The organism is Streptomyces sp. SID1328 (genome assembly GCF_009865595.1).
In the GTDB taxonomy this organism is placed as follows: domain Bacteria; phylum Actinomycetota; class Actinomycetes; order Streptomycetales; family Streptomycetaceae; genus Streptomyces; species Streptomyces griseoluteus.
Map to the genome: position 1 here is coordinate 1 of NZ_WWKH01000180.1, position 21840 is coordinate 21840.

The 21840-nt window shown below is 71.5% G+C and carries 21 protein-coding genes and 1 pseudogene; 13 read left to right on the top strand and 9 right to left on the bottom strand.

What is annotated here, in order from left to right; genetic code table 11:
* From GT030_RS05450 to GT030_RS05460, 3 genes and pseudogenes are all read left to right on the top strand, one after another.
* A pseudogene (locus tag GT030_RS05450) lies at positions 1 to 355 on the top strand (SAM-dependent methyltransferase); the annotation flags it as partial.
* Between the two features lie 53 nt (positions 356 to 408).
* Positions 409 to 1218, top strand: a complete 810-nt coding sequence (locus tag GT030_RS05455) for a M15 family metallopeptidase (RefSeq protein ID WP_161200091.1) — start codon at positions 409 to 411, stop codon at positions 1216 to 1218.
* A 104-nt stretch (positions 1219 to 1322) separates the two neighbouring features.
* Positions 1323 to 2528, top strand: coding sequence for a metallophosphoesterase (locus tag GT030_RS05460; RefSeq protein WP_346009573.1), 1206 nt, complete (start codon positions 1323 to 1325; stop codon positions 2526 to 2528).
* 26 nt (positions 2529 to 2554) lie between these two features.
* Here GT030_RS05460 and GT030_RS05465 read toward each other — a convergent pair whose 3' ends face one another.
* Positions 2555 to 4777 (bottom strand): serine/threonine-protein kinase, encoded by a 2223-nt coding sequence (locus GT030_RS05465; RefSeq protein ID WP_161200110.1) that lies wholly within the window; start codon positions 4775 to 4777, stop codon positions 2555 to 2557.
* Positions 4778 to 5105: 328 nt separating this feature from the next.
* Positions 5106 to 5666 carry a TetR family transcriptional regulator gene (locus GT030_RS05470; protein ID WP_161200093.1) on the bottom strand — a complete coding sequence of 187 codons (561 nt, stop codon included), beginning with the start codon at positions 5664 to 5666 and terminating at the stop codon, positions 5106 to 5108.
* A gap of 116 nt (positions 5667 to 5782) precedes the next feature.
* On the opposite strand from GT030_RS05470, the gene GT030_RS05475 reads away from it, so the two are divergent.
* Positions 5783 to 6478, top strand: a complete 696-nt coding sequence (locus GT030_RS05475; protein WP_161200094.1) for an SDR family oxidoreductase — start codon at positions 5783 to 5785, stop codon at positions 6476 to 6478.
* 118 nt (positions 6479 to 6596) lie between these two features.
* Here GT030_RS05475 and GT030_RS05480 read toward each other — a convergent pair whose 3' ends face one another.
* The 5 genes from GT030_RS05480 to GT030_RS05500 all read right to left on the bottom strand — a co-directional run bounded on the left by GT030_RS05480 (position 6597) and on the right by GT030_RS05500 (position 9360).
* Positions 6597 to 7100 carry a hypothetical protein gene (locus GT030_RS05480; RefSeq protein WP_161200095.1) on the bottom strand — a complete coding sequence of 168 codons (504 nt, stop codon included), beginning with the start codon at positions 7098 to 7100 and terminating at the stop codon, positions 6597 to 6599.
* A complete protein-coding gene (locus GT030_RS05485) occupies positions 7084 to 7575 on the bottom strand; it encodes an RNA polymerase sigma factor (RefSeq protein ID WP_161200096.1) in 492 nt (163 codons plus the stop codon). The genes GT030_RS05480 and GT030_RS05485 overlap by 17 nt, the downstream gene beginning before the upstream one ends.
* A 134-nt stretch (positions 7576 to 7709) precedes the next feature.
* The gene (locus GT030_RS05490) at positions 7710 to 8330 is read right to left on the bottom strand and encodes a class F sortase (RefSeq protein ID WP_161200097.1); all 621 of its coding nucleotides are present in this window, start codon (positions 8328 to 8330) and stop codon (positions 7710 to 7712) included.
* A complete protein-coding gene (locus tag GT030_RS05495; RefSeq protein WP_161200098.1) occupies positions 8327 to 8725 on the bottom strand; it encodes a Tat pathway signal sequence domain protein in 399 nt (132 codons plus the stop codon). The genes GT030_RS05490 and GT030_RS05495 overlap by 4 nt, the downstream gene beginning before the upstream one ends.
* A gap of 209 nt (positions 8726 to 8934) precedes the next feature.
* Positions 8935 to 9360, bottom strand: coding sequence for a YjbQ family protein (locus GT030_RS05500; protein WP_161200099.1), 426 nt, complete (start codon positions 9358 to 9360; stop codon positions 8935 to 8937).
* A gap of 349 nt (positions 9361 to 9709) precedes the next feature.
* On the opposite strand from GT030_RS05500, the gene GT030_RS05505 reads away from it, so the two are divergent.
* The 4 genes from GT030_RS05505 to GT030_RS05520 all read left to right on the top strand — a co-directional run bounded on the left by GT030_RS05505 (position 9710) and on the right by GT030_RS05520 (position 13561).
* Positions 9710 to 10579 (top strand): ABC transporter permease, encoded by an 870-nt coding sequence (locus GT030_RS05505; protein ID WP_161200100.1) that lies wholly within the window; start codon positions 9710 to 9712, stop codon positions 10577 to 10579.
* Entirely contained in the window at positions 10552 to 11307 is a 756-nt protein-coding gene (locus GT030_RS05510; protein WP_161200101.1) for an ABC transporter ATP-binding protein, read from the top strand. The genes GT030_RS05505 and GT030_RS05510 overlap by 28 nt, the downstream gene beginning before the upstream one ends.
* A gap of 65 nt (positions 11308 to 11372) precedes the next feature.
* A complete protein-coding gene (locus GT030_RS05515; protein ID WP_202459717.1) occupies positions 11373 to 12386 on the top strand; it encodes an ABC transporter substrate-binding protein in 1014 nt (337 codons plus the stop codon).
* Positions 12387 to 12403: 17 nt separating this feature from the next.
* Positions 12404 to 13561: an LLM class flavin-dependent oxidoreductase gene (locus GT030_RS05520; protein WP_161200103.1), complete on the top strand. Its 1158-nt coding sequence runs from the start codon at positions 12404 to 12406 to the stop codon at positions 13559 to 13561.
* A gap of 39 nt (positions 13562 to 13600) precedes the next feature.
* Here the strand turns inward: GT030_RS05520 and mltG are convergent, their stop codons facing one another.
* Both mltG and GT030_RS05530 read right to left on the bottom strand, forming a co-directional pair.
* Positions 13601 to 14479 carry an endolytic transglycosylase MltG gene (gene mltG, locus GT030_RS05525; RefSeq protein WP_161200104.1) on the bottom strand — a complete coding sequence of 293 codons (879 nt, stop codon included), beginning with the start codon at positions 14477 to 14479 and terminating at the stop codon, positions 13601 to 13603.
* A gap of 82 nt (positions 14480 to 14561) precedes the next feature.
* Positions 14562 to 16364 carry an ABC transporter ATP-binding protein gene (locus tag GT030_RS05530; protein WP_161200105.1) on the bottom strand — a complete coding sequence of 601 codons (1803 nt, stop codon included), beginning with the start codon at positions 16362 to 16364 and terminating at the stop codon, positions 14562 to 14564.
* 115 nt (positions 16365 to 16479) lie between these two features.
* On the opposite strand from GT030_RS05530, the gene GT030_RS05535 reads away from it, so the two are divergent.
* The 5 genes from GT030_RS05535 to GT030_RS05555 all read left to right on the top strand — a co-directional run bounded on the left by GT030_RS05535 (position 16480) and on the right by GT030_RS05555 (position 21784).
* A complete protein-coding gene (locus GT030_RS05535) occupies positions 16480 to 16926 on the top strand; it encodes a MarR family transcriptional regulator (RefSeq protein WP_161200106.1) in 447 nt (148 codons plus the stop codon).
* 209 nt (positions 16927 to 17135) lie between these two features.
* Positions 17136 to 18995: an ABC transporter ATP-binding protein gene (locus GT030_RS05540; RefSeq protein WP_161200111.1), complete on the top strand. Its 1860-nt coding sequence runs from the start codon at positions 17136 to 17138 to the stop codon at positions 18993 to 18995.
* Entirely contained in the window at positions 18992 to 20773 is a 1782-nt protein-coding gene (locus GT030_RS05545) for an ABC transporter ATP-binding protein (protein ID WP_161200107.1), read from the top strand. The genes GT030_RS05540 and GT030_RS05545 overlap by 4 nt, the downstream gene beginning before the upstream one ends.
* 234 nt (positions 20774 to 21007) lie before the next feature.
* The gene (locus GT030_RS05550; protein WP_161200108.1) at positions 21008 to 21478 is read left to right on the top strand and encodes a DUF5709 domain-containing protein; all 471 of its coding nucleotides are present in this window, start codon (positions 21008 to 21010) and stop codon (positions 21476 to 21478) included.
* Positions 21479 to 21520: 42 nt separating this feature from the next.
* A complete protein-coding gene (locus GT030_RS05555; protein ID WP_161200109.1) occupies positions 21521 to 21784 on the top strand; it encodes a type B 50S ribosomal protein L31 in 264 nt (87 codons plus the stop codon).
* Positions 21785 to 21840: the final 56 nt, after the last annotated feature.

Genomic DNA, 21840 nt, shown 5'->3' on the forward strand with positions numbered 1-21840 from the left:
GGCCCGGCATCTGGCGCCCGGTGGCCGCTTCGTCATCGAGCTGGGGGTGCCTCCGCTGCGGCTGCTGCCGCCCACACAGGTGGCGGTGCCGTTCGACGTGTCGGCGCACCATATCGGCTTCGACACCTTCGACCTGGTGGAACAGATCCTCGTCTCGCACCACCTCACACAGGACGGCGAGGACGGCCGGTACCGCCGTTCCGCCTCCCGCCACCGCTATGCCTGGCCGGCGGAGCTGGACCTGATGGCCCGCATCGCCGGGCTGGACCTGGAGCGGCGGGTGGCGGACTGGACCGGCACCCCGTTCACGGACACCTCGACCAACCACATCTCGGTCTGGCGGAAGCCGCTCTGAGCGGGTCACCGGTACTTCCCCGCCATGGTCCACACCTGATAGACGCAGGAGGCATGACACAACTCTCCCGCGCCGCACGCGGTGTCATCACCGCCGTAGCCGCCCTGCTGACCGTCACCGCCGCCTCCGCCACGGCCCGCGCCACGCCGGAACCGAAGGCGCCGAAGGACTTCGTGGCGCTGAGCACGGTGGACCCGACGATCATCCAGGAGATGCGCTACTTCACCCCGCACAACTTCGTCGGCGAGCGCATCGACGGCTACCGCCAGCCGATCTGCGTCCTCACCCGCCCCGCCGCCGAGGCACTGCACCAGGCGCAGCGCCAACTCCTGCGCAACGGCTACAGCTTGAAGGTGTACGACTGTTACCGGCCGCAGCGTGCCGTCGACCACTTCGTGCGCTGGGCCGAGGACCTGGGCGACGAGGCCATGAAGGCCGAGTTCTATCCGGATGTCGACAAGACCCGGCTCTTCGCCGACGGCTACATCGCGGAGAAGTCGGGCCACAGCCGGGGCTCGACCATGGACCTGACGATCGTCCGGCTCCCGGCGCGGCCGACCCGGCCTTACACCCCCGGCCAGCCCCTCGTCCCCTGCTTCGCCCCCAAGCAACAGCGCTTCCCCGACAACTCCCTCGACATGGGTACCGGCTTCGACTGCTTCGACCCGCTCGCCCACACCCTGGACCCGCGTATCCAGGGCCAACAGCGGGCCAACCGGATGCTGTTGAAGAACACCCTGGAGAAGCTCGGCTTCGTGAACCTGGCCGAGGAGTGGTGGCACTACACGTACAAGCCGGAGCCGTACCCCAACACGTACTTCGACTTCCCGGTGGCCTGGAAGTCGCTGTCGGCCAAGCGCTGACTCACTTGCGATCGCCCGGAACGGGCCGGCCGAGCCCCGGAGGGCGGCCCGTTTCGCGGCGGCGGACAATGGGCTCCACGGGGAAACTCCAGCGAAGGGGAAGCGTGACCGAGACCAGCAGCACCCCATCCACCGCCGGTGACGCGCAAGAGGCGCCGCGCGGCCGGCTGCAACGCCTTATGCGCTACCTCCCCCTGGTCGCCCCCGTCCTGCTGTGGGCCGTGCCGTGCGGGGTCCTCCTGTACACCGGCCAGCACTGGCCGCTCCCGGTGACCCTGACCGGCACCGGGCTGTTCGTCCTCGGCCTGATCGGCATGCCGCTGGCGATGGCGCGCGGTCATGGCAGGCGCCAGCAGGACTGGGCGGCGATCGTCGGAGACACCCTGCTGGGCAGCATGTGGGTGCTGTTCACCTGGTCCGTCCTGCTCGGCGTCCTGCTGCGGCTCGCCCTGACCGTGGCCGGGGTGGGCGACGGACAGGACCGGGCGCGCATCGTCACCTGGGCCGTCCTCGGGGTGACCGCCGTGCTGCTCGGCTGGGGGTACGCCGAGGCCCGGCGTGTGCCGCGTGTACGCCGAGTGGACGTGGAACTCCCGCGCCTGGGAGCCGGATTGGACGGCACCCGAGTGGTCCTGATCACCGACACCCACTACGGCCCGCTCGACCGCGCCCGCTGGTCGGAACGGGTCTGCGAGAGGGTGAACACCCTGGAGGCCGACCTGGTCTGCCACACCGGCGACATCGCGGACGGCACGGCCGAACGCCGCCGCGCCCAGGCGGCTCCGCTGGGCACCGTCGAGGCGACGCGGGGCCGCGTCTACGTCACCGGCAACCACGAGTACTACAGCGAGGCCCAGGGCTGGGTCGACCTGATGGACGAGCTGGGCTGGGAGCCGCTGCGCAACCGCCATGTGCTGCTGGAACGCGGGGGCGACACCCTCGTGGTGGCGGGCGTGGACGACGTCACCGCCGAGTCCTCCGGCCTGGCGGGCCACGGCGCGGACCTCGCCGAAGCCCTGGACGGCGCCGACCCCGGCCTCCCCGTCCTGCTCCTCGCCCACCAGCCCAAGTTCATCGACCGCGCGGCGGCCCACGGCGTCGACCTCCAGCTCTCCGGCCACACCCACGGCGGCCAGATCTGGCCCTTCCACTACCTGGTCCGCCTCGACCAGCCCGCCCTCGCCGGCCTCACCCACCACGGCGCCCGCACCCGCCTCTACACGAGCCGTGGCACGGGCTTCTGGGGCCCGCCGTTCCGCGTCTTCGCCCCGAGCGAGATCACGCTGCTCGTCCTCCGCTCGGCGTCGTAGGGCGGTGAGCGGTGTGGGTCGGCCCGTCAGCCCGTCTTCGGCGGCTTCTGCGGGTCGAAGGCGAAGAGCGTGTTGTTCGCCGCGGCCACGATCACCGCACGTCCCGCCACGGTCACGCGCGGGCTCGCGCCCAGCTCACCGGTCAGCCCGTCGGCCTGCGGCCCGGTCGTCCACAGGGGTGTGCCGTCGTGCGGTGACAGGGCGACGACCCGGCCGGTGGCCGAGCTGAAGTACAGCGCTCCGCCTCCTGCCACGGGCCCCGACGCGCCCTCCACAGCTGTCTGGTGTGACCACCTGCTCCGGCCGGTCGAGGGGTCGATCGCCGTGACCAGACCGGTCTGCCCGCTCACATAGACGGTGCCGTCCGCCATGCCCGGTGTCCCCGCGTACGTCCTGGCCAGCCGGGAGTACGTCACCTTCCGCGCTGCCGGGTCGACCCGCACCACCCCGTCGTACCCGTCCGAGGCGACTCCCTCCAGGTGCTCCCGGAGAAGGACGAGCCTGCCGCCCGCGACGCCCATCGGCACGGCGGGGCCGTCGACCGCGAGCGGCGCGCCCAGTCTCCCCGTAGCCCGGTCGACCTCGTACAGCGTGGGGTGGAGCACCGCCACGGCGTCCACCTCCTCGTCGGTCGCGCACATGGCGAGGAGGCGCGGACCGGCGGGGACGGGCGCGCACTGCGCCCCCTCGGGAAACGGCGTCGTCCAGCGGACCGCACCGCTGCGCGCGTTTCGGGCCTCCAGCCGGGAGTTGGACCCGTCGACCGTCACCACCTCGGAGCCGACCACGACGGCGTCCCGGGTCCGGCCCGTGACGGCCTGCGACTGCGCGCCGGACGGCACGGACCACAGCTCGCGGCCCGTCCTGGCGTCGACGGCCACCACCTCGGTACGGGGGGATTTCGGGTCGTCCTGGGCGGCGATGCGGTAGCCGAGCACCGTGTCGTCGGTCGCGCCCACCAGGTGCACGCCCTGGGCAGGAACGCCCGGACTCTTCACGGTCCACACCCGCGAGCCGTCGCGGGCCCGCAGACGGGCCGCGACGACACCGCCGCCCCCGCAGTACACCGCGTCCCCGCGCGCGACGCAGCGCAGTTCGTCCGGGATGTCCTCGCGACCGCCCAGCACGACCTTGCGCCAGGGCTTGAAGCCGTCCGGGAGGGCGGCACCCGACGCGGCGACACTCCCGCCCTGGTCGTCATCGCTCCCGGAGCGGACCGCGTTCAGCGCGGCGACAGCCCCGCCGATTGCGGCCACCGCGACGGCGACCGCGAGGACAGGCCGCCATCGGTGACGCAGGCGGCGGCCGCTGAGGGTGTTCCCCGCGCCGGGACCGGCCGGTTCGGCGGTCGGGGCAGCCGTGGCCGGCGTCGGGGAGAGATGCTGGGTGACCATGTCACCGGGCCGGACCGCGCCGAATCCGTCCGCCTCGGTCCCGCCGAGGTCTACCGGCAGGTTCCGCAGCAGCACGAGGAGTTCGTCCGAGGAGGGGCGCTCCCCCGGCTCCTTGTGCAGACAGGGCTCGACGACCGCACGCAGCGCCTCCGGCACGGCGCCGAGCGACGGCTCCTCGTGCACCACCTGATATGCCATCAGGTACGGGCTGTCGGCTTCGAAGGGCCCTCGGCCCGTCGCCGCGTACACCAGCAGGGTGCCCACCGAGAAGACGTCGGACCGCGGCCCCACGTCGCGCGGCGACTGCAACTGCTCCGGCGACATGAAGGGCGGCGTACCTATGATCCGCCCCGTCATCGTGAGCGTCTCCTGGTCCACGGCACGCGAGATGCCGAAGTCGATGACGCGCGGGCCTTCGGGTGAGAGGACGACGTTCGAGGGCTTCAGGTCGCGGTGGACGACACCGGCCCGGTGGATGTCGCGCAGCGCCTCGGCCAGCCCGATGGCGAGATTCCGCAGCTTCGCCCCGCTCAACGGGCCCTCTGCGGCGCAATGCTGGGCGAGCGTGCGCCCTTCGATGTAGGCCGTCGCCATCCACGGCTGCTCGGCCTCGGGATCGGCGTCGACCACGGCGGCGGTGAACGCGCCGCTCACCCGCCGCGCCGCCGCCACCTCCTGCCGGAAACGGATGCGGAACTCGTCGTCCTCCGCGAAGTGCCGGTGGATCAGCTTGACGGCGACCGGCCGCCCCGAAGCCGTACGGGCCAGGTAGACCGTGCCCATGCCACCCGAGCCGAGCCGCGCCTCCAGTGGGTAACCGCCGATCTCGGCCGGATCACTTTCGCGCAGCGACACCGCTCCCGACTTCCCGCTCTCCACGAACACCTCTGCCACCGCGGACCTGCCCACCTGTCCCCACAAGCTAACCGCAAGGCGGTCGGGCCCGGCGACACGGGTGACCGACGGAGAGTCCGACGGCTTCGGTGAGCGGCCACCAAATCGGGCCCGGCCCTTCGGGACGGCAGGCATGACGCACAGCCCATCGACCGATCAGTCCGCGCGGACGGCCCGCACCTCGCCCAACGCGCAGCAAAATTGGCCGGCCGTCACCGTTGCCCGGGGTGACACCTGATCCTGGGACGCCGACCTGTCGAAGGCGGAGAACCTCTGCCTTCCGTCTTGATCAGCCTGGTTCGGTCAACGCCGTGTGCGCGGCGGCGAGGATCTCCTCGGAGAGCGGGAAGCCCTTGGTGGCCCGGGAGAGGACCAACGCGCCGAACAGCGTGCAGAGCCGGAGCAGGCCATCCTGGTCGGGACCGGCCAGGAAATCAGCAAACTCCGCCACCCCGTCCGCGTAGACGCGACGAGCCTCGCGCCCACCGCCGTCGCGCGCGATGTCGGTGGCGAGCGCGGCGACCGGGCAGCCGTCCGCCGGGTCGTCGCGGTGCTCGACGGAGAGGTAGGTGTCGATCAGCGACTGCTGGGCGGCAGCGCGCTGCCCGTCGTACCGGTCGACCCCGGCACTGTGGCGTTGAGCGAGCTCGGCGAAGGCGTAGGCGGTGACCTCGTCGACGAGCGCCTCCTTGGAGGCGAACTGCTTGTAGAAGGCGCCGTGTGTGAGACCGGCCGCCGCCATCACATCGGCGACGCTGACCTGTGTACCCCGCTCCCGGAACAGCCGGGACGCGGTCTCCACCACCCGCCTGCGATTCTCCTCCGCCTGCGCCTGCGATACGCGGCCCATGAACACCTCCCGCTTGGATGTCGACTGGCATCTATCATAGGCCCGTGCTTAGATTTTGGTCATAATCTAACTGTCGGAAAGGGTGCCGACGGCGCCCTCCGTATCCAGGAGCGAGCATGGAACTGAAGAACGCGGTCGCGGTCGTCACCGGCGCCAACCGGGGCTTGGGGCGACACCTGGCGGCCCAGCTCGTCGAGCGCGGCGCGAAGGTGTACGCCGCGGCCCGACGCCCCGAGACGGTCGACGTGCCGGGCGCCGTCCCACTGCGGCTGGACGTCACGGACGAGGCGTCGATACGGGAGGCCGCGCGCGTGGCGTCCGACACGACACTGCTGATCAACAACGCGGGCATCTCCACCGGCGCGTCGCTGATCGGGGGCGAGACGGCCGAGGTCCGCCGGGAGATGGAGACCAACTTCTTCGGCCTGCTCGCCGTTACCCGGTCCTTCGTCCCCGTCATCGAGGGCAACGGCGGCGGCGCCGTACTCAACGTCCTGTCCGTCCTGTCCTGGCTCCACCCGGCAGGGCTCGGCTCCTACGCCGCGTCCAAGGCCGCCTCCTGGGCGCTGACCGATGCCGTTCGCGACGAGTTGGCGCCCCGCGGCATCGCGGTCTCGGCGCTGCACGTCGGCTACATGGACACGGACATGGCCTCCGGTGTGCCCGCCGATCAGAAGGTCGCCGCCGCCGACGTCGCGGCCCAGGCCCTGCACGGCATCGAGACCGGCCTGCCCGAAATCCTCGCGGACGAGACCAGCCGGTACGTCAAGCAGAGCCTGTCGGCGGCACCTCGGCCGAACGCAGCGGCCTGACGGTTTCGGCGGGGCGCACGGTCGCCACGGCCGGCCCGTGTCACGAGACATGGCGGGCAGTGGCGCAGCCTCCGCTCCGCGCCGTAGCAGCAGGTCACCTCGCAGCCGACGTCGCGGCTCAGGAGCGCGTCGGGTTCGTCGACGGCGCCGCCGTGCGCCGGCGCGGGGTGGGGAGCAACGGCCGGTGCTCCGTAGGGGTGGAGGAGGGAACGGCTGACGAGGGCACGGCTGAGGGCGAGGGGGTGGCTGCCGGCGGGCGGGCCGGCCTGGTCGGCGTCCTGGTCGAGGAGCGGGCGTCGGGGCGTGGGGAGGGATTCGGGGGGTCGGACTCGGCCGGGGTCGGCCGGACCGTGGGGCTGCTCGCGGGGGGCGGAGCGAGGGGAACCGTACGAGGGGCGCGGTCCTGAGGCGCGCTGCGCAGGAAGGGGACGGCGAGGAGGGCGCCGACCGCGCAGGTCGCACTGGCTATGACAGCGGTGCGCAGAATGCGGCGGCGGGCCGCGCCACGGCGGAACTCCTCGTACCGGCCCGGCGGGGGTGCGAGGTGTTCGTGCGGGGGCCGCATGATGACGAGGGGGTCGTCGGGTTCGAAGTCCGGACCCTCGTCACTGTATGCGATCAAGGCTTCTCCTCAGGTGGGCGCGGAGCAGTTCACGGGCCGCGTGCAGGTCGGCCTTGACGGTCCCTTCCTTGCGCCCGGTCAGCACGGCCACCTCCCGGATCGGCAAGTCAGCGTAGTAGTGCAGGAGGGTCGGTATGCGCAGTCGTTCGGGAAGCGCCTGGACGAGCAGGCGGACCGACGGATCGTTCTGCTCGGCGGGCGGGAGGACGGATGCCTCCACGGTGGCGCGGCGCACGGCCCTGCGTTCGCGCTCCAGGCGGCGCCAGTGGTCGCGGACGATGTTGGCGGCCGTGACGTAGAGGAAGCCCCGGGGCTCCGACACTGACGTCCAGCGGGCCCAGAGGCGGGTGAACGCCTCCGAGGCGATCTCGTGGGCGGTCTCGTCGTCGTCAACCAGACGGCGGCACCAGCCGGCCAGGCGCGGATAGAGAACGGCGAACAGCTCTGCTGCCGCCTTCTCACGGGACCGTTTCAACACTCTCCATGGGGGGTGGGGGTACTTCTGGCGCCCGGCTGCGCGAGGCTACCCGTGGGGAAGACCCCGGACCGAGGCCGCACGCTCCACGGCGTACGTTCCGCCGGCCCGGGATCGAGGCGGATGACGACCGGTCAGCGGCGGATGGTGTGCGACGCGGCGAAGACGATCACGTTGTCGGGATAGCCGTCGCCGGTACGGGGGCCGCCGCAGGTGATGAGCCGCAACTCCGGCCGGTCGACGTCGCCGTACACCGCCTCCGTAGGAAACTCGGCCTTGGCGACGGTCCGTACGGAGGTGACGGTGAACTCGGCCGAGGTGCCGTTCTCCAGGCGCACGGTGATCTCGTCGCCCCGGCGCAGCCGGTCGAGCCGACGGAAGACGCCGTCCCCGTAGGGGCCGACCGTGACATGACCGAGGATCACCGACGGGCCCGTCTGTCCCGGCGCCGGGGAGCTCTGGTACCAGCCCGCCTGGTCGTGCGCGGTGATCGGGGGCACCTGGACGCTGCCGTCCTGTGCCAGCCCGAGCCGCATGACCGGGGTGTCGACGCCGATCCCGGCAATCCGCAGGCGCACCGGGACCGAACCGCTTCGCGCGGCCGACATCTTCGACGGACCGGCGGAGGGTGGGGATGTCATGTGCGTGCCGCCGGGGCGAGCGGCAGACGCACCGTCACCGCCGTGCCCGGCGCAGCTCACGAGCAGCGAGGCCGCCGCCGTGGTGACGAGCACGCGCCTGGAGAGGTGGGTCATGCCCCGGTCGCCCGTCGGCGGCGCACGAGGAAGACCACCGCGCCGCCCACCGCGAGCGCACCGGCGGAACTGCCGCCGATCAGCATCCCGTCCGAGCCGGACCCGGCGGAGCCGGTGACCACGCCGGTGTCGGGCGCGCCACTCGGCACGACGCCGACCTGGCCGTGTCCCTCGCTCGGCGCGACGGACGGCACAGGGGTGGCCGCCCGGCCCGGCATCCGGGTGGGAACCGCACTCGGCTCCGCACTGGGCGGCGCGCTCGGCCGGGCCGACGGCCCGGAGCCCACGGGGCGGGGGGTGGGGGACGAGTTCGCCCCGTCGGCAAACGCGGGCACCGTGCTCGCCAGCACGGCGATGCACGCGGTTGCCGTGGCACTGAGGACTGTTCGGCGCATGTCTCGCTCTCTTTCGTCGGCCGGTCCGGCGGGTGGCCGGGACGGCTGCGTGATGAATCGAGCGGAGAGACGAGACAGGCCCAGCAGGGGTTGTAAAGGATCGGCAAAGTCGCGTCAGCTATTGGTCCGGGCCGGCGAACCCGTGAACCACGTCCGGTACAACTCACCGGTGGCGCCCACGCGTTCCCTCAGCTCAAGGCCGAAGCGAATCACTGGCCAAGGAAGCTCAGCCGCACCTGACGGTTGGGGTTGTCCCTGTTGGTGTCCACCAGGCACACCGACTGCCACGTGCCCAGCTCCAGGCTGCCGCCGATGACGGGCAGCGTGGCGTGGGGCGGGACGATCGCCGGGAGGACGTGGTCGCGGCCGTGGCCGGGGCTGCCGTGGCGGTGCTGCCAGCGGTCGTCGGCCGGGAGCAGGGTGTGCAGGGCGGTGAGCAGGTCGTCGTCGCTGCCGGCGCCGGTCTCGATGACGGCGACGCCGCAGGTCGCGTGGGGGACGAAGATATTGAGCAGGCCGTCGCGGCCCGCCGCGACCTCGCCCAGGAAGTGTTCGCACTCCTGAGTGAGGTCCACGACCCGCTCACGGGACCCGGTGGCGACGTCGAGCACGCGCGTGGTGAAGGCATCTGACATGCCTCCATCCTCACCCACCGTTCACCTTTCACGCCTTCCGGCACGGCTGTTCCCCGAGACGGGCAGTCCACTGACCGAGACACCGTTGACCGGCGAACGCCCGCCTGGCTACGTTCACCGGCATGTCGCGTTCAGCCCTGCTCACCACGCGCGGTCACATCGACCTGCTGCGGGTGGCCTCCGCCGCGTGTCGCCCCGGCCGCTGACGCCCTCCCCTCGTTCCACCTCCGCCCTTTCCCCGGGCCGCCTCGCGTTCCCCGCCCGCCACACGTGACCCTCGGCTGAGCCGAGGGCGCCGTGGCGGCGACGGGCGCACCCTCGTTCCCGCTCTCCATCGTGTGGAGCACCCATGAGCATCAGCCATGCCCCACCGCATCCATCCGACGCGGCGGGCACAGCCAAGCTGCCCGCCTCCCCCACCCTGCAGCGCCTCGTCCCCGCCTCCTCCCGGCGCACCCGGCTCCCCCGCTGGCTGCGCCGCACCACCGGCCCGCTCGCCCTCCTCGTGCTGTGGCAAGTGCTCAGCTCCACCGGCGAGTTGGCACCCGGCGTACTCGCCTCACCGGGACGGATAACCCAGGTCGCAGGTGACCTCATAGCCGACGGTTCGCTGCCCTCCGCGATGGGCATCTCCTTGCAACGCGTCGCCGCCGGGCTGCTCCTCGGCACCGTCGTCGGCACCGGACTCGCCCTGATATCAGGGCTGTTCCGCATCGGCGAGGACGTGGTCGACGCGCCGGTGCAGATGCTGCGCACCGTGCCGTTCGTGGGACTGATCCCGCTGTTCATCATCTGGTTCGGCATCGGCGAGACCCCGAAGATCGCCATCATCACCCTGGGCGTGACCTTCCCGCTCTACCTGAACGTCTACGCGGGCATTCGCGGCGTCGACACCCAACTCATCGAGGCGGGCGAGTCGTTGGGGCTCTCCCGCTGGGGTCTCGTCCGTCATGTGGTGCTGCCGGGGGCCCTGCCCGGCGCGCTCACCGGTCTGCGCTACTCCCTCGGCATCGCCTGGCTCGCACTGGTCTTCGCCGAACAGGTCAACGCCGACTCCGGCATCGGCTTCCTGATGGTCCAGGCCCGCGACTTCCTGCGGACCGACGTGATCGTGGTCTGCCTCATCGTCTACGCCTTCCTCGGCCTCCTCGCCGATTTCATCGTCCGCTCCCTCGAAAGGCTTTTGCTGCGATGGCGACCGACGTTCACGGGCCGGTGAGCCCCGCGACCACCCCGGTCGCCCAGGCCGTCCACGTCGAGGGGCTGACCCGCGCCTTCGACGGCCGCGCCGTCATCGACGGCCTCCGTCTGGACCTGGCGCCGGGCGAGTTCGTCGCCCTCCTCGGCCGCAGCGGTTGCGGCAAGTCCACGCTGCTCCGGGTGCTCGCCGGGCTCGACCGGGACATCGACGGCACGGTACTGGTCCCCCGCCGCCGCGCGGTCGCCTTCCAGGCACCCCGGCTCATGCCCTGGAAGCGGGTGTGGCGCAACGTCCTGCTGGGTCTGCCCGGAAAGCCCGAACGCGCTCTGGCCCAGCAGGCGTTGGAAGAGGTCGGGCTCGGCCACCGGGTGGACGCCTGGCCCAAGACCCTCTCCGGGGGCGAGGCCCAGCGCGTCTCCCTCGCACGTGCCCTGGTCCGCGAACCCGATCTCCTGCTGCTGGACGAGCCGTTCGGCGCACTGGACGCGCTGACCCGCATCAACGCCCAGCGTCTGGTGGGCGAGTTGTGGCAGCGCCGGGGCTGCGCGGTCCTGCTCGTCACGCACGACGTGGAGGAGGCCGTACTGCTCGCCGACCGCGTCCTGGTGATGGACGGCGGCCGCATCGCGCACGAGCAGCGCGTCGAACTCGACCGGCCCCGCGAACTCACCGACCCCCGCTTCGCTGCGATCCGCGCCGATCTGCTGACCCGCCTCGGTGTCACACCGGCGACCCAAGCGGCCTGATCCTCCCTCGTTTCCTCGCCCCACGCCCCTCGCATCGTGACCTCTCCACCATGAACGGAACCTTCATGCGACGACTCCTGGTCCCCGTAGCGCTGCTCCTCCCCCTGGCCCTCCTGCTCACCTCCTGCGGAGGGGACTCCGCCGCCGACACGGGCGCGCGGACCGACGGCTCGGGCTCCGTCACCCTCTCCGTCGGCGACCAGAAGGGCGGCTCCGAGGCCATCCTGCGGGCCGCCGGGGAGCTGAAGAACCTGGACTACCGGATCAAGTGGTCGACCTTCACCTCCGGGCCACCGCTGCTGGAGGCGGTCAACGCCGGGGCCGTGGACGTCGGCGGCGTCGGCAACACCCCGCCCGTCTTCGCGGCGGGCGCCGGCTCCAAGATCTCCGTGGTGGCCGCCTGGCACGGCCGGTCCCGGGGCGACACCATCCTCGTCCGCAACGACTCCGAGCTGACCAGCCCGAAGCAGCTCAAGGGCAGGTCCGTGGCCGTCGCCCAGGGCTCCTCCGCCCACTACCAACTGGTCGCCTCCCTCGAAGCCGCCGGGCTCCACCTGAAGGACGTCAAGGTCAAGTACCTTCAGCCGGCCGACGCGCTCGCCGCGTTCAACTCCGGCAAGGTGGACGCCTGGGCGGTCTGGGACCCGTACACCTCGCAGGTTCTGCAGGGCAAGCAGGGCCGGGTACTCACGACCGGCGACGGTGTCACCAACGGCCTCTCCTTCCAGGTCGCCTCGCCCGCCGCGCTGCGGAACTCCAGGAAGGCCGCCGCCGTCAAGGACTACCTGGCCCGGCTGCGGCGCGCGCAGGACTGGGTGAACGGCCACCAGGCGGAGTGGGCCAAGGTGTGGGCGAAGGACACCGGTCTGCCGTACGACGTGGCGCTCGCCTCCGTACGCCGTACCAACGCCACCCGTGTCGCCGTCGCCGTGGACAAGCCCCTGGTCGCCTCCGAGCAGCGGATCGCCGACACGTTCACCGAGCTGAACCTCATCCCGAAGAAGGTCGACTTCGGCGACTTCGTGGACCCGCGCTTCAACGGCGACCTGCCGCCCTCCACCACTCCGGCCAAGCACTGACACGGGAGGCCCACCTCATGACCGTACGACTCCACTGGTTCCTGCCGACCGGCGGCGACGGCCGTACCCTCGTCGACCGGCACGCCTACGGCTCCAACATCGGCCGCGAGACCCGCGGTCTGCGTACCCCCGACATCGAGTACCTGGCGCAGATAGCCAAGGCGGCCGAGCAACTGGGCTTCGAGGCGGTGCTCACCCCGACCGGTACCTGGTGCGAGGACGCCTGGCTGACCACGGTGGCCCTCGCCCAGCACACCGAACGCCTGAAGTTCCTGGTCGCCTTCCGCCCCGGCCTGCTCTCGCCCACCCTGGCCGCCCAGATGGCCGCGACCTACCAGCGCCTCACCCGCGGACGGCTCCTGCTCAACGTCGTCACTGGCGGCGACTCCGCCGAACAGCGCCGCTTCGGCGACCACCTCGACCACGACCGGCGCTACGAACGCACCGACGAGTTCCTGTCCGTCGTACGCGGCGTCTGGCAGGGCGAGCCCTACGACTTCCACGGCGCCCACTACGACGTGGACGGCGGCCTCACCTCCCTCCCGCCGGACCCGGTGCCGGAGATCTTCTTCGGCGGCTCTTCCCAGGCTGCTGGTCCAGTGGCCGCCCGCCACGCGGACGTGTACCTGACCTGGGGCGAGCCGCCGGCCCAGGTGAAGGAGAAAATCGACTGGATTCGGTCACTGGCCGAGCGGGAGGGGCGCACGGTCCGGTTCGGCATCCGGCTGCACACCATCTCCCGCGACTCCTCGGCCGACGCCTGGTCGACGGCGAACCGGCTCCTCGACGACCTCGACTCCGACACCATCGCCGCCGCCCAGGCGGCCCTCGGACGCAGCGAGTCGGTCGGCCAGCGGCGGATGCTCGAACTGCACGGCGGCTCACGCGACCAGTTGGAGATCTACCCCAACCTCTGGGCGGGCGTCGGACTGGTCCGGGGTGGCGCGGGCACCGCCCTGGTCGGCAGCCACGCGGAGGTCGCCGACCGGATCGAGGAGTACCACGCCCTCGGTGTCGAACACTTCGTGCTCTCCGGCTATCCGCACCTGGAGGAGGCCTACTGGTTCGGCGAGGGCGTGATCCCCGAACTGGCCACCCGGGGGCTGCTGTCCCCCGACACCGCGTCCCGGGCCACCGGGCGCCCGGCCCCGCTCCTGGTCGCCCGCGGCCGCTGAGCCCTCCGGGCTGCGCTCAACCCTGGCCGCCCCGGCCGCTCACTGGGGCGGCCGGGTGACCGGACTGTGGCTCCCGGACGGCGTGCCCGACCGGGTCTCGGCCTGGTGCTGGGCGTTGAAGTCGGCCACGTTCCGCAGATGCTGGGTGTAGTCGGCGGTGAAGCGTGTGTCGCCGGGCTTGACGGTGACGAAGTACAACCAGTCCCCCTTCGGCGGGTTGCTCACCGCCCGCATCGCGTCCTCGCCGGGGTTGTCGATCGGCGTCGGCGGCAGCCCCATGCGCTGGTAGGAGTTGTACGGGCTCTCGATCCGGGTGTCGTTGATGCTGGTGTGGATGGTGTTGCGCTTCAGGGCGTAGTTGAGGGTCGAGTCCATCTGGAGCGGCATCCCGCGCTCCAGCCGGTTGAAGACCACGCGGGCCACCTTCCCCATGTCGCTCTTGGTGGCCGCCTCGGCCTGCACGATGCTCGCGACGGTGACCGCCTCGTAGACGTTCATCGCGTTCCGCTGCGCTCCGGCAGCGACCGGTGCGCCGTTGAACCTTCGGTTGGCCGTCTCGACCATCTGCCGGAGCAGTGATTCGGCGGTGGTGTCGTCGGTGAGGGTGTAGGTCGCCGGGAAGAGGAAGCCCTCCGGGTTGCCCTCGGCGGCGGACTCCAGCTTGAGCCCCGCCTTGGCGACGGTCTTCCGGGCGCTGCCGGGCGGCAGGACGAGCGCCTTGTCGATCGCGTCGTAGATCTGGCTCGCGCGCCAGCCCTCGGGGATGACCAGAGTGGTGGGTTCGTCGTCCCCGAATCCGCCCAGGCTCAGCGGCACCACCACGGCGGTGCCGGCCAGGACGGCGCCGACCCCGACGAGGGCGAGCCTGCCCCGGCGCGTCAGCCGCATCATGCTCCATGACCGAGTCTTCGTCTGCATGCGGGCACGGTAATACGCATATGACCGTAAACCCGGCATATCTTCAGCTTGTCGACTCCTGATCGCCCGTCATGACCGCACGTCAGCCGGTGGGTTCGAGCTGAGCGTCCCGGCGCACCAGTGCCGCGTAGCGTCCGTCGCGCTCCAGCAGTTCGTCGTGCGTGCCCAGTTCGGCGACCCGGCCGGAGTCGAGGACGGCTATCTGGTCGGCGTCCCGGACGGTCGAGAGCCGGTGGGCGATGGTGATCGTGGTCCGGTCGGCCGACAGGGCGTCGATCGCGCCCTGGACCGCCGCCTCCGTGCGGGTGTCGAGGGCGCTGGTCGCCTCGTCGAGGATGAGGACGGGCGGGTCGCGCAGGATGGTGCGGGCGATGGCCAGACGCTGTTTCTCTCCCCCGGAGAACCGGTGTCCCCGTTCGCCGACGATCGTGTCGTATCCGTCCGGCAGGGCGGTGATGTGGTCGTGGATCTGGGCGGCGCGGGCGGCCGTGTGCAGCTCGTCGTCGGTGGCGTCGGGCTTGGCGAAGCGGAGGTTGTCGGCGACGGAGGCGTGGAAGAGGTAGGTCTCCTGCGCGACGACACCGACCGCGCGGGCGAGGGTGTCGAAGTCGAGGTCACGCACGTCCACCCCGTCCACGGTGACGCGGCCTCCGGTGACGTCGTACAGCCGGGGAACCAGGCAGCCGAACGTCGACTTGCCGGCACCGGTCGGCCCCACCACGGCGAGACTCCCCCCGGCGGGCACGGTGAGGTCGATGCCGTCGAGGACCGGGCCGCTCTTGTCGTCATAGCGGAACTCGACCCCCTCGAAGCGGACCTCACCCTTGACCTCGTCGAGGTGGACGGGGTCCTCGCGCTCGGTGATGTCTATGGGCAGGTCGAGGTACTCGAAGATGCGCTGGAAGAGCGCGAGGGACGTCTGGATCTGGACGCCGGTGGACAGCAGGCTCACGGCGGGCCGGAACAAGCCCTGCTGCAGCGAGACGAAGGCGACCAGCGTGCCCAGCGAGACCTCGGGACCGCCGAACTGGAGGGCCAGACCCGCGGCCCAGTAGATGAACGCGGGCATCGCCGCCATGACGATGGTGATCACCGCCATGCGCCAGCGGCCCGCCATGCTCGCCCTGACCTCCAGATCGACCAGGCGCTCGGACTCTTCGGCGAAGCCGGCGGTCAGCGAGTCGGAGCGGCCCATGGTGCGGCCGAGCAGGATGCCGCTGACCGACAGCGACTCGGTGACGGTGGCGGCCATGACGGCCATCTGTTTCTGCCGCCGGGTGGTGATCTTCTTACGCTCGTCCCCGACCCGGCGACTGATCCACACGAACACCGGGAGCAGGACCAGCGAGACGAGTGTGAGCCGCCAGTCGAGGGCGACCATCGCCACGATCGTGGCCACCACACTGGTGGTGTTGGAGACGAGGGAGGTGGCGGTGGAGGTGACGGTCGCCTGCATCCCGCCGATGTCGTTGGCGATGCGGGACTGCACCTCGCCGGTGCGGGTGCGGGTGAAGAAGGCCAGGGACATCCGCTGAAGGCGGCCGTAGACGGCGGTGCGCAGGTCGTGCATGACGCGCTGGCCGACGGTGGTCGAGATCAGCGTCTGGAGGACGCCGAAGACACTGGAGAGGACCGCGCTCAGAATCATGCCGAGCGCGAGCAGGCTCAGCAGTCCGGTGCGGCCCTGCGGGATCGCGACGTCGAGGATCTCGCGCAGGAGGAAGGGTGTGGCCACCGAGACCAGCGAGGAGGCGCCGACCAGCAGGCCGACGAGGGCGAGCCTGCCACGGTAGGGACGGAAGAGCTTGAGGATGCGGCGCACCTGCCGGGGTTGTCCCCCGGTGTCGGGTGGCGGTGTCCAGGATGTTTCTCGTTCGAGCTTCAAAGGACTCCTAGGAAAGCGAGAAGGGCCGGACCGACGGACGGCCGACTCTGACTCATTGAGCGTAGCTCATTGTTACCTGTACTCACAATGAACTTGGTCCTGATACTGTTCCTACATGTTGACCCCAGATCCCGAGGGCGTGCTCGCCGAGCAGTTGCTGCGGCTGACCCGCCGGGTGCACCGCATCCAGAAGCGCCACCTCGAATGGCGTGATCTCGGCGTCACTCCCGCCCAGTCCCGCCTGCTGCGCACCCTCGCGCACTACGACTCGCCGCCGCGCATGGCCGACCTCGCCCAGCGCCTCGAAGTGGTGCCGCGTGCGGTGACGACCCTGGTCGACGGCCTGGAGGCGCACGGCAAGGTCCGCCGGGTGCCGGACCCCTCAAACCGCAGGGTCACCCGGATCGAGCTGACGGACGAGGGCCGTGCCACCCTGAGCGAACTGCACGGAGCACGCCGTTCCGCGGCCGAGGAGATCCTCGCCCCGCTGACCGACAAGGAACGGCAGGTGCTCGGCGTCCTGCTGGACACCCTGGTCGACGGCGACACCCCGACGCGGTGAATCCTCCGCCCGGCTCCCCCCGCCATCCGCCCGGCGTCGGACCAGGCGTAGCAGGGCGGCGGCGCGTGGCCGGAACCCGGTGCGGGTCGTGCCACACCGGAAAAACCGTTTGAAATTCACCCCCGCGCAAGGCGAACCTTTCACGGCTTGCCGCCGCCTCCGGGTGTCGCCGCAGCATGCCCTTCCCTGACACGAGCCACTGGGACGCCATGCAGATCCAAGACCTTCCGTACTCAGATCCAGGCGTACCCGACGCGCGGTCCGGCCCCCGCCTGCTGTGGTGGCTCGGCCGCAACCAGTTGGGCGGCCAGTGCAGGGCACTTCTGTGGGGCATGCTCCACTTCGCCTCGGTCTGCGCCCTGCCCTTCTGTGTCGGCCTGGCCGTTCAGGCGGCCGTCGACCGATCCGCCCGCCGCCTCGCCCTGACGGGCGGTCTGATGCTGCTCTGCGGAACCGCGATCGCGGTGGGCGACACCTTCCTGCACCGCGCCGCCGTCACCAACTGGATCACGGCGGCCGCGCGGCTCCAGCAACTCCTGGCGCGCAAGGCCGCTTACCTCGGCTCCGCACTGACCCGACGGGTCGCGGCCGGCGAAGTGGTCACCGTTTCCACGGGTGACGTGGAGAAGCTCGGATGGTTCGTCGAGGCTGTGTCCCGCTTCACCGCGGCCGCGCTGACGGTCGTGGTGGTCTGCGTCGCACTGCTGATCTACCAGCCGGCCCTCGGCGTGGTCGTCGCCGTGGGCCTGCCGGTGGTCGCGCTCGCGGTGCTTCCGCTGCTGCCCAAGGCCACCAGCCGCGCCGACGTTCAGCGCGAGAAGGCCGGTCGCGCGACCGAACTGGCCTCGGACACCGTGGCCGGACTGCGGGTGCTGCGGGGCATCGGCGGCGAGGACCTGTTCCTCGACCGCTACCGCCGCGCCTCGCAGGAGGTACGCCACGCCGCCGTGCGCAGCGCCCGGATGTGGTCGGTCATCTCGGCCCTCCAAGTGTTGCTGCCGGGTCTGCTGTTGATCGTGGTCGTCCTGCGCGGCGTCCAACTGGCCCGCGAGGGCCGGATCACGGTGGGTGAGCTGGTCACCGTCTACAGCGCGGTCATGATCGTGAACTATCCGCTGCGGCACTTCGTGGAGATCGCCATGGCGTACTCCTTCTCCCGGCCCTCCGCCCAACGGGCCGCGCGGGTGCTGTCGTTGGAACGCCTCACGGACACCGAGGGCTCGCGCGCGACCGTGCGGCCGGGCGGCGACCTGTTCGACCCGGCCACCGGTTTGCGCGTCCCCGCGCACGGGTTCACCGCAGTGGTGTGCGGCGACCCCGACATGGCAGGGCGTCTCGCGGATCGCCTGGGCGGCCACGCCCCCGAGCCCGGCCTGTCGGTCCTGCTCGGCGGCGTGCCGCTGGACGAGCTTTCTCTCGACCAGGCCCGCACCGCCGTCCTGGTCCAGGACAAGGACCCGGTGCTGCTGTCCGGCACCCTGCGCGAACTCCTCGACGTACCCGCCTCCGGCACCGTCCGCGCCGAGGACGCCCTGGCGGCCGCCCAGTGCGCGGATGTGCTGGACGCCCTGGTGCAAGGGTCGCTGGACGCGCCCGACCCGATGGACGCACGGATCACCGAGCGCGGACGCTCCCTGTCCGGCGGCCAGCGCCAGCGTCTCGCCCTGGCCCGCTCCCTCGTCGCCGATCCGGAGGTCCTGGTCCTGGACGAACCGACCTCCGCCGTGGACTCACACACCGAGGCGAGGATCGCGGACGGGCTGCACCGGCTGCGCTCGGGCCGTACGACCGTGGTGCTCACCTCCTCACCGTTGCTGCTGGACCGTGCCGACGAGGTCGTCTTCCTCCACGAGGGCAAGGTCGCGGCGACCGGGAGGCACCGCGAGCTGATCGGCACCGAACCCCGGTACCGCGCCGTCGTGACGCGCGAGACCGAGGACGAGCGGCGCGAGTCAGGCGCCACGGAATCCGCAGCCCCGCCTCCCCCGCCGGAACGACCGGACCCCTCCGACAGAGCCCCTCTCCTGGGCGCTCTCGAACCGCTCGAAGAGATCGAGGAGAGCGCATGATCGGCGTAGCGCCACCGGCCTTCGACCCGGCGGCCCCGACGACCGCCACCACCCTGCCCGTCGGCGCGGCGTCGACCGTGCGCGACTATGTGGCGGAGCTGTTCCGCCGTCATCGTCGGGCCTTCCTGCTGCTCATCGGCGTCAACACCGTCGCGGTCGTCGCCTCCATGGTGGGTCCGTACCTGCTCGGCGGCTTGGTCGAGCGCGTCGCCGACCGGGCTTCCGATCTCCGACTCGGCCTGACCGTCGGCCTCTTCGTGCTCGCGTCGGCCGTGCAGGCGCTCTTCACACTGCAAGTGCGGCTGCGCGGCGCGATGCTCGGGGAGCAGATGCTGGCCGATCTGCGCGAGGACTTCCTCGTCCGTTCGGTCCGGCTGCCACCGGGTGCGCTGGAACGGGCCGGGACGGGCGACCTGCTCTCCCGCATCACGACCGACATCGACCGACTCTCCAACGCCATGCGGGAGGCCGTTCCCGAGCTGGCGATCGGTGTCGTGTGGGCGCTTCTGCTGCTCGGCGGCCTCGTCGTCACGGCCCCGCCGCTCGCGGCCGCCGTCCTGCTCGCGGTGCCGGTGCTGGTGGCCGGGTGCCGTTGGTACTTCAAGCGCGCCCCCTCCGGCTACCGCTCGGAGGCCGCCGGATACGCGGCCGTCGCCGCCTCGCTCGCCGAGACCGTGGACGCCGGCCGCACCATCGAGGCCCACCGCCTCGGCGCCCGCCGCGTCGCTCTCTCGGACCGGCGAATCAGGGAATGGACCGCCTGGGAGCAGTACACATTGTGGCTGCGCTCGGTGTTGTTTCCGGTGATCAACGCGGTTCACATCATCGTGCTGGGTTCCGTCCTCATGGTCGGCGGTGTCTTCGTCCTGCGAGGCTGGATGGACGTGGGGCAGCTCACCACGGGCGCGCTGATCGCCCAGATGCTGGTCGACCCGATCAATCTCATCCTGCGCTGGTACGACGAGGTGCAGGTCGCCCAGGTGTCGCTGGCCCGGCTCGTCGGGGTACGGGACATCGAGCCGGACGCCGGTGACGCGTCGATGGTGCCGGACGGGCGGGACGTGGACGCCGACCGGGTGCGCTTCGGCTACCGCGAGGGCGTCGACGTGCTGCGCGATGTCTCCCTCAAGGTCGCGCCGGGCACCCGGCTGGCGCTGGTGGGCCCTTCGGGCGCGGGCAAATCCACGCTGGGCAGGTTGCTCGCCGGTGTCTACGCACCTCGGGACGGCCATGTCACCCTGGGCGGCGCCGAGCTGTCCGGTATGCCGGCCGAACGGGTCCGGTCGCATGTCGCGCTCGTCAATCAGGAGCACCACGTCTTCGTCGGTTCCCTGCGCGACAACCTTCTGCTGGCCCGCACCGAGGCACGCGACGCCGAGCTGTGGGCGGCACTGGGCGCGGTCGACGCGGACACCTGGGCGCGTGCGCTGGACGCGGGGCTGGACACCGAGGTCGGGTCCGGTGGTCTGCCGCTGACCCCGGCGCAGGCCCAGCAGATCGCGCTCGCCAGGCTGGTGCTGGCCGACCCGCACACGCTGGTGCTGGACGAGGCGACCTCGCTCCTCGATCCGCGCGCCGCCCGCCACCTGGAGCGTTCGCTGTCCCGTGTCCTCGACGGGCGCACGGTGGTCGCCATCGCCCACCGCCTGCACACCGCCCATGACGCCGATGTGATCGCGGTCGTCGAGAACGGCCGCATCAGCGAGCTGGGCAGCCATGACGACCTGGTCGCGGCGGACGGAGCCTACGCGGCGCTCTGGCGTTCCTGGCACGGGTGAGGGCCGGCCCACCAGGCCATGACGGAACCGGGTGGCGCGGCGGGTCGGCGGCCGCCTCTCCCGGCGTTGCCGTTGCGCGGTCCCGAATGGGGGTGGAAGGCTGGATGAAGGCATCGGTCCCGGAATCCGGGGGACATTTTCCCGGCCGTTCTGTGGGGCAGCAGGGCCGTGTGTGCCGATGGGCCCGCGCCCGTTCTCACGGCGTCGGGTCGCCCTTACCGGATGGAGGTCCACGTGAACAGCGCCGACGGATGGGGTGATGACGTCTACCAGCCCGACCCCGACGAGATCCCGGAGGACTCGGGGGTGCTCGACGTCGAGGACACGTTGGACGACGACGGTGTCGATGACCCCCTCGACCGGGGCTGGTCCCCTCCCGAGCGGCCCTGGGCGGTCGAGCACTTCGGGGTGACGGCGGCGGAACGCGAGGCCGGCGAAACGCTCGACCAGCGGCTCGCCGAGGAGGTGCCCGATTCGGCCGCCCCCGACGGCGACGGTCTCGGCGACTGCGAGGGCACCGACGGCGAACTGCTCGACAACGAGGTGGGCCGCCGCCGTTCCGGCCGCCTGGTCGCTCCCGACGAGGGCGTGCACGAGGACGACGAGAGCGCGCTCGTGGCCACCGACGTCGGCATCGACGGCGCCGCCGCCTCCGCCGAGGAGGCCGCCGTCCACATCGTCGACGACAACCCCCTTCCCGGCTGATCCGGAAGCCTCCCGCCCCACCCTCTCGAACGAGGAGCCGCCATGCAGCAGGACAAGCAGCCCGCGTACCGCGCGGTCGTCTTCCGCGACCGCTCGGCGGGCTACGCCTTCCTCACCCGGTCCACCGCGAGCAGCGAGCAGACCATCGAGTGGGACGACGGCGAGACATACCCGGTGGTCGACGTGGAGATCTCCTCGGAGAGCCACCCCTTCTACACCGGCAAGGCCCGCACGCTGGACAGCGAGGGCCGCATCGACCGGTTCGAACGCCGGTACGGCGGGCAGCGCCCGGACGCGAGCGCCTGACGAACTCGTCCGGGGACTCAGATGAAGTTGAGCGCCGCCGCGCCGCCCACCCCGCC

What these genes read in the sequence shown, in the direction of transcription:
- GT030_RS05500 (WP_161200099.1), bottom strand. Translation starts at nt 9,360, where the DNA reads ATGTCAGATGCCTTCACCACGCGCGTGCTCGACGTCGCCACCGGGTCC.
- GT030_RS05505 (WP_161200100.1), top strand. Translation starts at nt 9,710, where the DNA reads ATGAGCATCAGCCATGCCCCACCGCATCCATCCGACGCGGCGGGCACA.
- GT030_RS05490 (WP_161200097.1), bottom strand. Translation starts at nt 8,330, where the DNA reads ATGACCCACCTCTCCAGGCGCGTGCTCGTCACCACGGCGGCGGCCTCG.
- GT030_RS05555 (WP_161200109.1), top strand. Translation starts at nt 21,521, where the DNA reads ATGCAGCAGGACAAGCAGCCCGCGTACCGCGCGGTCGTCTTCCGCGAC.
- GT030_RS05535 (WP_161200106.1), top strand. Translation starts at nt 16,480, where the DNA reads ATGTTGACCCCAGATCCCGAGGGCGTGCTCGCCGAGCAGTTGCTGCGG.
- GT030_RS05470 (WP_161200093.1), bottom strand. Translation starts at nt 5,666, where the DNA reads ATGGGCCGCGTATCGCAGGCGCAGGCGGAGGAGAATCGCAGGCGGGTG.
- GT030_RS05515 (WP_202459717.1), top strand. Translation starts at nt 11,373, where the DNA reads ATGCGACGACTCCTGGTCCCCGTAGCGCTGCTCCTCCCCCTGGCCCTC.
- GT030_RS05455 (WP_161200091.1), top strand. Translation starts at nt 409, where the DNA reads ATGACACAACTCTCCCGCGCCGCACGCGGTGTCATCACCGCCGTAGCC.
- GT030_RS05545 (WP_161200107.1), top strand. Translation starts at nt 18,992, where the DNA reads ATGATCGGCGTAGCGCCACCGGCCTTCGACCCGGCGGCCCCGACGACC.
- mltG (WP_161200104.1), bottom strand. Translation starts at nt 14,479, where the DNA reads ATGCAGACGAAGACTCGGTCATGGAGCATGATGCGGCTGACGCGCCGG.
- GT030_RS05510 (WP_161200101.1), top strand. Translation starts at nt 10,552, where the DNA reads ATGGCGACCGACGTTCACGGGCCGGTGAGCCCCGCGACCACCCCGGTC.
- GT030_RS05495 (WP_161200098.1), bottom strand. Translation starts at nt 8,725, where the DNA reads ATGCGCCGAACAGTCCTCAGTGCCACGGCAACCGCGTGCATCGCCGTG.
- GT030_RS05540 (WP_161200111.1), top strand. Translation starts at nt 17,136, where the DNA reads ATGCAGATCCAAGACCTTCCGTACTCAGATCCAGGCGTACCCGACGCG.
- GT030_RS05520 (WP_161200103.1), top strand. Translation starts at nt 12,404, where the DNA reads ATGACCGTACGACTCCACTGGTTCCTGCCGACCGGCGGCGACGGCCGT.
- GT030_RS05475 (WP_161200094.1), top strand. Translation starts at nt 5,783, where the DNA reads ATGGAACTGAAGAACGCGGTCGCGGTCGTCACCGGCGCCAACCGGGGC.